Source organism: Kitasatospora sp. NPDC059973 (assembly GCF_042737525.1).
Lineage (GTDB): Bacteria > Actinomycetota > Actinomycetes > Streptomycetales > Streptomycetaceae > Kitasatospora.
On record NZ_JBHWUI010000238.1, the window covers coordinates 1 to 9,327 of the forward strand.

The window sequence follows — 9,327 nt, forward strand, 5'->3', positions numbered from 1 at the left end:
TTTATAAGCGTCCGGCGGCGGCGGGGGGGGGGGCGCCCCGCGGGCCGCGGGCCCCGCGCGGGGCGCCCCCCCCCCCGAGGCCGGTCGGGCCCATCGGATCGCCCGAACCGGCGAGAACGCCCGGACCCGCGAGGTCGCGCGGGTGGAGTGGGGACGCCGCCGGCCGGCGGCCGGCCTCCAGCAGTTCCTCCAGCCGCGCGTCCGCCACCGGCTCGACGAAGACCCGGGCCAGGAAGCGGTCCGCGAAGGCGGCGAGCGCCGGGTCGTCCGGGAGGTGGTTGGCCGCGCCCACGCAGACCCGCAGCGGGCTGTGCAGCACGGTGCCGCCGCGCCGGAAGACCCGCTCGTTGAGCAGGCCGAGCAGGGTGTTGAGGACGGCGGTGGAGCCGAGGAACACCTCGTCGAGGAAGGCGATCTCGGCCTCGGGAAGCATCCCGGCGGTCTCGAACTCGATCCGGCCCTCGCGCAGTCGACGCAGGTCGACGGGTCCGAACAGCTCGTTGGGCTCGGTGAACCGGCCGAGCAGGTACTCGAAGTAGCGGCCGCCGAGCTGACCCGCGATCCGGCGGACCGCCTCGGACTTGGCCGTGCCCGGCGCGCCGACGACCAGCAGGTGCTCGCCGGCCACCGCGCACAGGACCACCACTTCGGCCACGGTCTCGCGGTCGATCATTCCCTGCCCGGCGGCGGCGACGGCGTGCCCGATCAGCTCGGCGTCGGCGGCGTCGGCGGCATGGGCGGTTGCGGTGGCGCTGGTCTCGGTCACGAGCACCGGAGTCTACGGGCGGCTCCGCGGCGCCCACCAACCGGTTTCCGGGCTGCCCGCCCGCGGCATCCAGACCCCCACGGGTTCGCTGCTCACCGCTGTGGGAGTGATGCGGGCCGGCCGCTCCTTCACTCTCGGGTCTCACGGCAGGCCCGTGTCGGACAGGCTGCGAATCCGCTCGGTCGCCTTCTTCCGAGGGCAAGGCCCCGACCGCCCGACGAGGTGGGCACTCATCGGGTCGGTGAACTGCCCCGGTGCGTGTCCGGAGGACGTCACTGACCTCGGCACTTCAAGGCGTCGGGTGGTGGGAGGTCGAGGTTGGCGGCCACACCGATGAGGGCGCCGGCGGGGCGGGGGCCTCATCGGTGCGGGCCGGCGGATCAGGCCTGCCAGTGCGGCTTGCCGCTGACCATGCGGCAGTAGATCACTCGGCCGCCGGCCTCGTGGGTGCTCTTGCCCAGGTCGGCGTCGCGGCAGAACTGGCCAGCCTTGTAGCAGTTGCCGGCGTTGGAGCGGATCTCGCAGTCGCCGGCGGCCGCCTTGGGCTGCGCGGTCGGCTCCGGGTCCGTCGGCGGCTTCGCGGTGGTCGCCTTGGGCTCCGGCGCGGCCTTGGTGACGGGCGGCTGCGTCTTGGGCGCGGCCGACTGGGGCCTGGCCGTGCTCGGCGCGGTTGGCGGCTCCGCGGGCGGCACCGGCGTGGTCACCGCCGACGGGGTCGCCACGGGCGCGGGCGCGGGCGCGGTGGCCACCGGTGCGGGGGTGGCCGGCGGGACGGTGGCGACGGGTGCGGCCGGGGCCGTGACGGCGGGCGGGGAGGCGGCGGCGGTGGCGCCGTCGGCCGGCGTCGGGTCGCACCCGGTCAGCGCGAGACCGACGGTGAGGACGAGTCCGGCGACGGCGGCCAGGCCGCGACGGCCGCCGCGCGTGCGTGCAGCCGTGCGGGACGACATTCGTGCGGACGTGCGTGAGGGCATGAGGGGAGACACGAGGGGAGACGCTCCGATCCGATGAAAAGATGTTCGGGATTCAATCAGGGTGACCACACGCCACCAGCACATCCCGCACACTTCGTTGGCAGATCGAGACCTTGCGACCACGGAGAGCAACCGGGCCGCCCGGCGCCGATCACCCAGCGCCGATCACCCACGGTCGACCGGCCCCCACGCCCGTCCGGCCCGCGCGCCGCCGTCTCCGCCGGACAGGTCCTGTATCCGCCCGTCCGGTCGCGCTTGCCGGGCTTCGAACCCCTGTGGTGCGTACGGTCGGTGCCGTCCCGACCGAGCCCGGTCGGCGGGCGAAGGGCGGGTCGTCGTCTCTCGCACGGGCGGGAGTACGAGGACAGGGCGAAGGAGACCGGCAGCCGTGCAACGCAAGGGGTGGACCCTCCTCGCCGTCTCCGTGGCGACGTTCATGCTGCTGCTCGACATCACGGTGGTGAACGTCGCCCTGCCGTCGATCCGCAAGGACCTCGGCGCCGACTTCGCCGACCTCCAGTGGGTGTTCGACGCCTACGCGCTCTCACTGGCCGCACTGGTACTGACGTCCGGCTCGCTCGCCGACCGCCTCGGGCGGCGCCGGGCCTTCGCCGCCGGCCTGGTGATCTTCTCCGGCGCCTCGCTGCTCTGCGCCCTGGCGCCGAACCCGGCCTTCCTCAACGTGTCCCGCGCGATCCAGGGCGTCGGCGGCGCGGTGGTGTTCGCGGTGTCGCCGGCCCTGGTCGCCCAGGAGTTCCCGCCCGGCCGCGAGCGGGGCACCGCGATGGGCGTGTACGGGGCGACCATCGGGGTGGCGGTCGCGGTCGGCCCGCTGGTCGGCGGCGGGCCTAGGCCGTGGCGGCCCCACCCCGCGCAGGCCGTGACGGCCCCACCTCTCGGTGGCCGTGACGGCCCGGGCCGGAGACTCCTCCGGGCCCGGGCCGTCACGGTAAGGACGCCCCGCGCCGCTAGCCGATCGAGATCGTGAAGACCTTGTCGGCCCCGTCGGCCGCCCCGCCGTTGTTGTCGGCGTTGGTGGTGGTGAGCCAGAGCCGGTCGGCGCCGGGCACCTTGGACACCGTCCGCAGCCGGCCGTAGGCGCCGACGTAGTACGCGGTCGGCGTCCCGACGTTCTCGGTGTTCCCGTCGATCGGGATGCGCCACATCCGCTCACCGCGCAGCGCCGCCATGTAGACCACGTTGCGCACGATCGCGATCCCGCTCGGCGAGGCCTCGTTGACCGGCCAGCTCGCCTTGGGGTCGGTCATCCCGGCCACGCCGCAGGTGCCCTCGCAGGTGGGCCACCCGTAGTTGGCCCCGGGTTTGACCAGGTTGAGCTCGTCCCGCTTCGAGTCGCCGAACTCCGCCTCCCAGAGCCGTCCGTTGCGGTCGAACGCCAGGCCCTGCGGGTTGCGGTGACCGTAGCTGTAGACGTAGTTGCCGAACGGGTTGCCGGGGGCCGGCTTGCCGTCGGTGGTCAGCCGCAGGATCTTCCCGTTGAGCGAGTTCTTGTCCTGCGCCAGCGAGGACGTCTGGGCGTCACCGGTCGACGCGTACAGGTACCCGTCGGGGCCGAAGGCCAGCCGGCCGCCGTTGTGGTAGCGGTTCTTCCTGATGCCCTGGAGCAGCACCTTGTAGCCGCTCAGCGTGGAGCCGTTGTACGTCATCCGCACGATCCGGTTGCCCTCGGCGGCGGTGTGCATGAGGTACACGTAGTGGTTGCCCGCCCAGTCGGGGTCGACGGCGATGCCGAGCAGGCCACCCTCCCCGTCGGTGGTGACGGCGTTGGGCACGGTGCCGACCGCCGTCTTGGCGCCGCCCGTGGTGAGCCGGAAGACCTTGAAGCTGTCCCGCTCGGTGACCAGCGAGGTGGTGCCGTCCGGCAGCCAGGCGATGCCCCAGGGAATCGTCCACCCCGTGGAGAGGGCGCTCGGGGAGCCCGGGACGCCGCCGTCGGCCGGGCAGGCGCCGGTGGTGAAGGAGACGGGGTCGGACGGCGCCGAGTAGTTACCCGCCGTGTCCCGGGCGACCACCGAGAGCGTGAACGGCGCGTCGCAGGCGAGCCCGGTGACCGCCGCCGAGGTGGCCGGTGGGGTGCCGGTGACGGTCTTCACGACGGCGGAGCCGCTGCGGATCTCGTACCCGACCACGCCCTTGTCGTCCGTCGCGGCGCCCCAGGTCAGGGTGGCGCCGGTGGCGGTGACGGCCGAGACGGTCGGGGTGCCCGGCCGGCCGGGCGCCGGGTCGGTGCCCGCCGTGGTGGTGCAGTCGACGGCGACGCTGGCCGGCGAGGCGTTGCCGGAGGCGTCCCGGGCGATCACGGTGAGGTTGTAGGTGGTGGCCGGGGCCAGCCCGGTGAGCTGCCGGGACGTCGCGGTGCCCGGGGCCTCGGCGAGCTTGTTGCCGTGCTCGTAGATGTCGTAGGCGGCGACGCCGACGTCGTCGCCGGCGGCTCCCCAGCCCAGCGTCAGAGCGTTCGGCCCGACGGCGGAGCAGCTCGGCGCGCCGGGACGGCTCGGCGGGGTGGTGTCGGCCGCCGCGCCCACCCGGAGGCGGTCGAGGTTCGGGCCGCCGTCGGCGGTGGTGGCGGTGGCCCGGATCCGGTTCGCGCCGGCGGCGAGGGCGACGCCGACGGTCTTCTCCGCCCAGGTGTCCCAGTCGGCGGTGGGCGGGAAGGGGACACCGGCGGCGACGACCTTCCCGTTGACCGCGATGTCCATCGGGCGGTTCGCCGTACCGGCGTTGGCGTACCGGAAGGCCAGCGAGGCCGTTCCGGCCGCGGTGGCGCTCACCGTGAACTCGACGGCGGAGCCGGTGGTGTTGGTGTAGTCGACGAAGCCGGTCCCGGTGTACCCGGTGTGGTTGGTGGCCGTCTTCGCCTGCGCGAGCACGGCGTCCTCGGCCTGGTAGTCGGTGCTCGCCGCCGGGGCGGCGGTCGCCGCGGGCGGCGCCGCCACGGCCCCCAGGACCAGGGCGGCCGCGGCGAGCGCCGCTCCGCCGGCCCGGGCGAGCGCCGTCCGCCGGTGCGCCGCGGCTGTCGTGCGCGGGTGTCCGGTGTCGGTCATCACGGCACCCAGTAGTTTCCGGAGGCGACGATCATCGACTGCAGCTGCACGCTGCCGCCGTAGTAGAGGGCCGGGTCGATCGCGGTGCCGGCCAGCTTGGCCCAGAGCGCGTCCAGCCAGGCCTGCGAGCCCGGGTCGGTCATCGCGGTGACCACGAACGGCGCGGTGAAGGCCATGTCACGGCCGTTCTCGAAGACCGTGCCGTTCAGCTTGTAGCCGGTGGCGATGGTCGCCGGGTCGCCGCCCGTCTTGCCCTTGATCCAGGTGTTGATCTTTCGGGCCGAGGCGAGCGAGGCGGCGTCCCCGCTGGTGACGGCGTCCGCGCCGATCCGCCACGGGTCGCGGCAGGCGTTCCAGCTGTAGTCCCCGTCGTGGGGGCTCTCCAGCACCTCGCCGGCGGCGGGCTTGGCGGTGCCGTTGGTGTTGACCACGAAGTCGGCGAGCAGCCCGGTGTTCGGGGCGTAGCCGCTCTGCTGCTTGGTGATCAGGTTCTGGTGGGCGGTGCGGACGGTGTCCCAGGTGGTGTCGCCGGTCGCGGCCCGGAAGGCGCGGAAGTGGTCGATCATCCAGTCCGAGGAGCGGGTGATGTAGTAGGTGGAGTCGCCCGAGGTGGACCAGTCGCCGAGCCGCATCAGGTGGGTCGTGGGGTTGACCTCACTGGCCTTGATCGCGTTGATGTGCTTGACGGCCAGGCCCTTGTAGTCGTACGTCCCGCCGCTGCCCCACTGCCGGTCGGCGAGCAGCAGCCCGTACGCGACGTCCAGGTCCCCGTCGGTCGCCGAGTCGGAGCCGTTGACGCTGCGGCAGGAGGAGTCCTGCTCGGCGGCGAGGAGGTTGGCGTTGTTCACCGACGGGTGGGCGAGCACGAACTTCACCATGCCGTCGAAGACCGTCCGCGCGTTGGCGTCCGCACCGGCCATCAGGGCGGTGACCACCATGCCGTAGCCCTGGCCCTCGGCGACGTACGGGTGGTCGGCGTCCGGCGAGATGGTCTCGTACCAGCCGTTGCCGCAGTTCTGCCGGACGAAGGCGGCCTTCCAGGCGTTGTACTTGTCGATCACCTGCTGGTCGGTCACGGACTGCGCGCCGGAGGGCTTGAGGGTGCCGGCCGCGTACGGGTAGCGGTGGCTGCCGAACGGCACCGCGGGGCCGCCCGGGGCCGGGCCGCTGCCGAGGTCGGCGTCCAGGTAGTCGAGGTTGGCCGTGCCGCCGGTGGTGGTGGAGGTGAGCCGGATCCGGTTGGCCCCGGCGGTGAGCCGGACGGTGAGCGTCGAGGTCGCCCAGGTGTCCCAGCTCCCGGTGGACGGGAAGGCCCGGGCCGGCTCGACCGTGGCGCCGTTGACGGCCACGGCCGCCGGGCGGTTCGCGGTGGTCCCGTTGGAGTAGCGGATGCCGAGCACGGCGTTGCCCGCGCTCGCCGCGTCGACCGTGAACTCGACCCAACTGCCGGTGGCGTTGTCGGTGTTGACGAATCCGGTGCCGGAGTAGCCGCTGTGGTTGGACTCCACCACGCCCTGCGACAGGCCCGCGCCCTCCGCCTCGTAGCGGACCGGCGCGGCCGAGGCCGGCGGGGCCGCGAGCAGCCCGGCGGCCAGGCCGGCCCCCGCGACCAGGGCCGCGGCGCGGCCGCGGTGTCTGGTATTCGGTCGTGTCATCGGAATGCTCCTCAGCCCTGGTACTGGACGACGATCTTGGTGAACTCGTACGGGGACTGCGCGACGCCGCTGCAGGCGTCGGCGTCCGTGCCGGAGCCGCAGGCGCGGTCGCGGTTGACCGACCAGAAGGCGTACCGGGCCAGGTGGTGCTGCTGCGCGTAGCCGAGGATGGTCCGGAAGTCGGCGGTGGTGACCGTCTCGCCCGCCTCGTCGGTCTTCCCGTTCATCGAGGAGACGCCGATGTGCCGGTACGCGGCGTCGTCGCCGTAGCCGTAGGCGCTCTTGACCGCCGCCTTCAGGCCCTCCAGCGCGCTGACCGAGGCCTGGCCCATCGTGCCGCTGTGGCCGCCGAAGTCGAACGGCATGATCACCCAGCCGTCGTTGGCGAGGCCGGCCTGCGCGCCGCGCTTGATCAGGTCCTTCCCGGTGGCGTCCGGGCCGCTCGGGGTAGTGCCCATGGTCACGTAGGTGACGATGCCCGGGTTCTTGGTCTTGACGATCTTCAGGGCGTCGACGACGCGCTGACGGACCGTCGCGTTGGAGAACTCGGTGTCCTCGATGTCGATGTCCAGCGCCTTGAGCTTGTAGGCGTCGATCACCTTCTGGTAAGCGCCGGCGAGCGCGCTCGCGCTGGAGCACTTCTCGCCCAGCTTGTTGCCGCTCCAGCCGCCGACCGAGATCACCACGTCGCCGCCGGCCGCCCGGATGGACTTGATCGCCGCTTCGTCGGACCCACCGGTCAGCGCCCGGCTGCCGTCCCACTTGGGGTTGCAGCCGCCGTCGGAGAGGACGAACGCCAGGGTGAACCACTTCACCCCGGTCGCCTTCATCACGTCGGTGGGCTTCTGCGGGCTGCCCCAGCCCAGGTACTCGTACGGCGCGGCGGCCATCGCGGGCACGGCCGCCGCCGCGGCGGGAGCGACCGGGGCGGCTTGGGCGGCTGTCGCGGCCGGGGCGGCTGTCGCGGTGGTCGCCGGGGCCAGCAGCAGGGCGGCCGAGCCGAGGACTGCGACCACCGACGGGGCGGTCGGACGGACTCCGATAGATATGGGCATGCCAACTCACTTTCGCCGATCCACCGCCTGCGACGGCGGATCGAGGGGGAGACGGGCGAGGCGGAGGGGGGAGCGAAGCGGATGGAAGCGAGGCGGAGGAAGGAGCGGAGCACTCGGGGCGGACGGCGGCGACCACAGCGGGCGCCTACAGAATCGGGGCGGCGCGGCGCGCGGTCAATGGCTTTCGTTAGGAAAGTTTCCCAACTGTCACCGGAGTAACCCCCTTGCCGCCCGAGCGGCTTGACGAAATAAGTAATGCTCCCTAACTTGAACCCCCCGGCACCCCGCCCGGCGCCCCACTCCCCCACGTTCGGAGGCCCCGGTGTCCCCCGGCTTTACCCGAAGAATCGGCCTCTTCCAGGCCACCGCGCTCAACATGAGCCAGATGTGCGGCATCGGCCCCTTCGTCACGATCCCGCTGATGGTCGCGGCCTTCGGCGGCCCGCAGGCCGTCATCGGCTGGATAGCCGGCGCCGTCCTGGCCCTCGCCGACGGCCTGGTCTGGGCCGAACTCGGCGCTTCCCTGCCCGGCGCCGGCGGGACGTACGTCTACCTGCGCGAGGCCTTCCAGTACCGGACCGGGCGCCTGATGCCGTTCCTCTTCGTCTGGACGGCCATGCTCTTCATCCCGCTGATCATGTCCACCGGCGTGGTCGGCTTCGTCCAGTACCTCGGCTACCTCTGGCCCGGCATGACGAGCGGCCAGGGCGACCTGGTCGGGGTCGCGTTCTGCGCGCTGGTGGTGCTCCTGCTCTGGCGGCGGGTCGAGAACATCGCCCGGCTCACCACCGTGATGTGGGGGGTGATGATCCTCTCGGTGCTCGCCGTGATCGTGGCCTGCTACACCCACTTCAGCCCGAGCCGCGCCTTCGACTGGCCCGCGCACGCCGTCGAACTCACCCACGGCCAGTTCTGGATCGGCTTCGCGGCCGGCCTCACCATCGGCATCTACGACTACCTCGGGTACAACACCGCCGCCTACGTCGGCGCCGAGGTCCGCGACCCGGGCCGGGTCCTGCCGCGCGCCATCGTGCTGTCCATCGTCGGCATCATGACCATCTACCTGCTGCTGCAGATCGGCGTCCTGGGCGCGATGGACTGGCACGCGATGCTCGACCCGGAGTCGGTGGCCTCCAGGTCGGTCGCCTCGGCGGTCCTGGAGAGCACCTGGGGCACGGGCGCCGCCCAGGTGGTCACCGTACTGATCCTGGTCACCGCCTTCGCCTCCGTCCTCGCCGGCCTGTTCGGCGGCTCCCGGGTGCCCTACGACGCGGCACGCGACGGCGTCTTCTTCCGGGCCTTCGGCCGGCTGCACCCCAGGCACGGCTTCCCCGTCCTCGGCCTGGCCGCCATGGGCGTACTCACCGCGGCCGGCTTCCTGCTCGGCCGCCACCTCGGCGCCAGCACCGACCACCCCCCGCTGACCCTGCTGATCAACCTGCTCACCACCGTGATGGTGATCGTCCAGGCCCTCGCCCAGATCGTCGCGGTCACCGTCCTGCGCCGCCGCCAGCCCGGACTCGTCCGGCCGTACAGGATGTGGCTCTACCCGGCGCCCGGCGTCGTCGCGGCCGTCGGCTGGCTGGTCATCTACGGCTACGCGGACCGCAACGCGCCCGGCTTCCACCCCGTCGAGTGGTCGCTGGCCTGGGTCGTCGCGGGCTGCGGCGCCTTCCTCCTCTGGGCCCGCGCCGAACGCACCTGGCCCTTCGGCCCCCGCGAGATCCGCGAGGAGTACCTCACGCCGACCGCCACGGCGGACGCCACGGTCTGACCCGTCCGACGACGGCGCGGCGGCCCCGGAGCTTCGGC

The 9,327-nt window shown here is 73.0% G+C and carries 7 protein-coding genes; 2 read left to right on the top strand and 5 right to left on the bottom strand.

What is annotated here, in order from left to right; all coding sequences use genetic code 11:
* Window position 1: 1 nt before the first annotated feature.
* Window positions 2–766, bottom strand: a complete 765-nt coding sequence (locus ACFWA9_RS36200) for an AAA family ATPase (protein WP_380393286.1) — start codon at window positions 764–766, stop codon at window positions 2–4.
* Window positions 767–1,146: 380 nt separating this feature from the next.
* On the bottom strand, window positions 1,147–1,716 hold the full coding sequence (locus tag ACFWA9_RS36205) for a hypothetical protein (RefSeq protein WP_380393289.1): 570 nt from the start codon (window positions 1,714–1,716) through the stop codon (window positions 1,147–1,149).
* Window positions 1,717–2,128: 412 nt separating this feature from the next.
* Here ACFWA9_RS36205 and ACFWA9_RS36210 point away from each other — a divergent pair, with 412 nt between their 5' ends.
* Window positions 2,129–2,728, top strand: a complete 600-nt coding sequence (locus ACFWA9_RS36210) for an MFS transporter (protein WP_380393292.1) — start codon at window positions 2,129–2,131, stop codon at window positions 2,726–2,728.
* On the opposite strand, the gene ACFWA9_RS36215 is transcribed toward ACFWA9_RS36210, so the two are convergent.
* The 3 genes from ACFWA9_RS36215 to ACFWA9_RS36225 are packed head-to-tail and all read right to left on the bottom strand — an operon-like array spanning window position 2,709 to window position 7,515.
* Window positions 2,709–4,805: a PQQ-dependent sugar dehydrogenase gene (locus tag ACFWA9_RS36215; RefSeq protein WP_380393295.1), complete on the bottom strand. Its 2,097-nt coding sequence runs from the start codon at window positions 4,803–4,805 to the stop codon at window positions 2,709–2,711. The genes ACFWA9_RS36210 and ACFWA9_RS36215 overlap by 20 nt on opposite strands.
* Window positions 4,805–6,460 carry a glycosyl hydrolase family 8 gene (locus tag ACFWA9_RS36220; RefSeq protein ID WP_380393298.1) on the bottom strand — a complete coding sequence of 552 codons (1,656 nt, stop codon included), beginning with the start codon at window positions 6,458–6,460 and terminating at the stop codon, window positions 4,805–4,807. Before ACFWA9_RS36220 ends, ACFWA9_RS36215 begins: the two co-directional genes overlap by 1 nt.
* A gap of 11 nt (window positions 6,461–6,471) precedes the next feature.
* Window positions 6,472–7,515: a chitinase gene (locus ACFWA9_RS36225; protein WP_380393300.1), complete on the bottom strand. Its 1,044-nt coding sequence runs from the start codon at window positions 7,513–7,515 to the stop codon at window positions 6,472–6,474.
* 322 nt (window positions 7,516–7,837) lie between these two features.
* Here ACFWA9_RS36225 and ACFWA9_RS36230 point away from each other — a divergent pair, with 322 nt between their 5' ends.
* Window positions 7,838–9,289 carry an APC family permease gene (locus tag ACFWA9_RS36230; RefSeq protein ID WP_380393303.1) on the top strand — a complete coding sequence of 484 codons (1,452 nt, stop codon included), beginning with the start codon at window positions 7,838–7,840 and terminating at the stop codon, window positions 9,287–9,289.
* Window positions 9,290–9,327 lie beyond the last annotated feature (38 nt).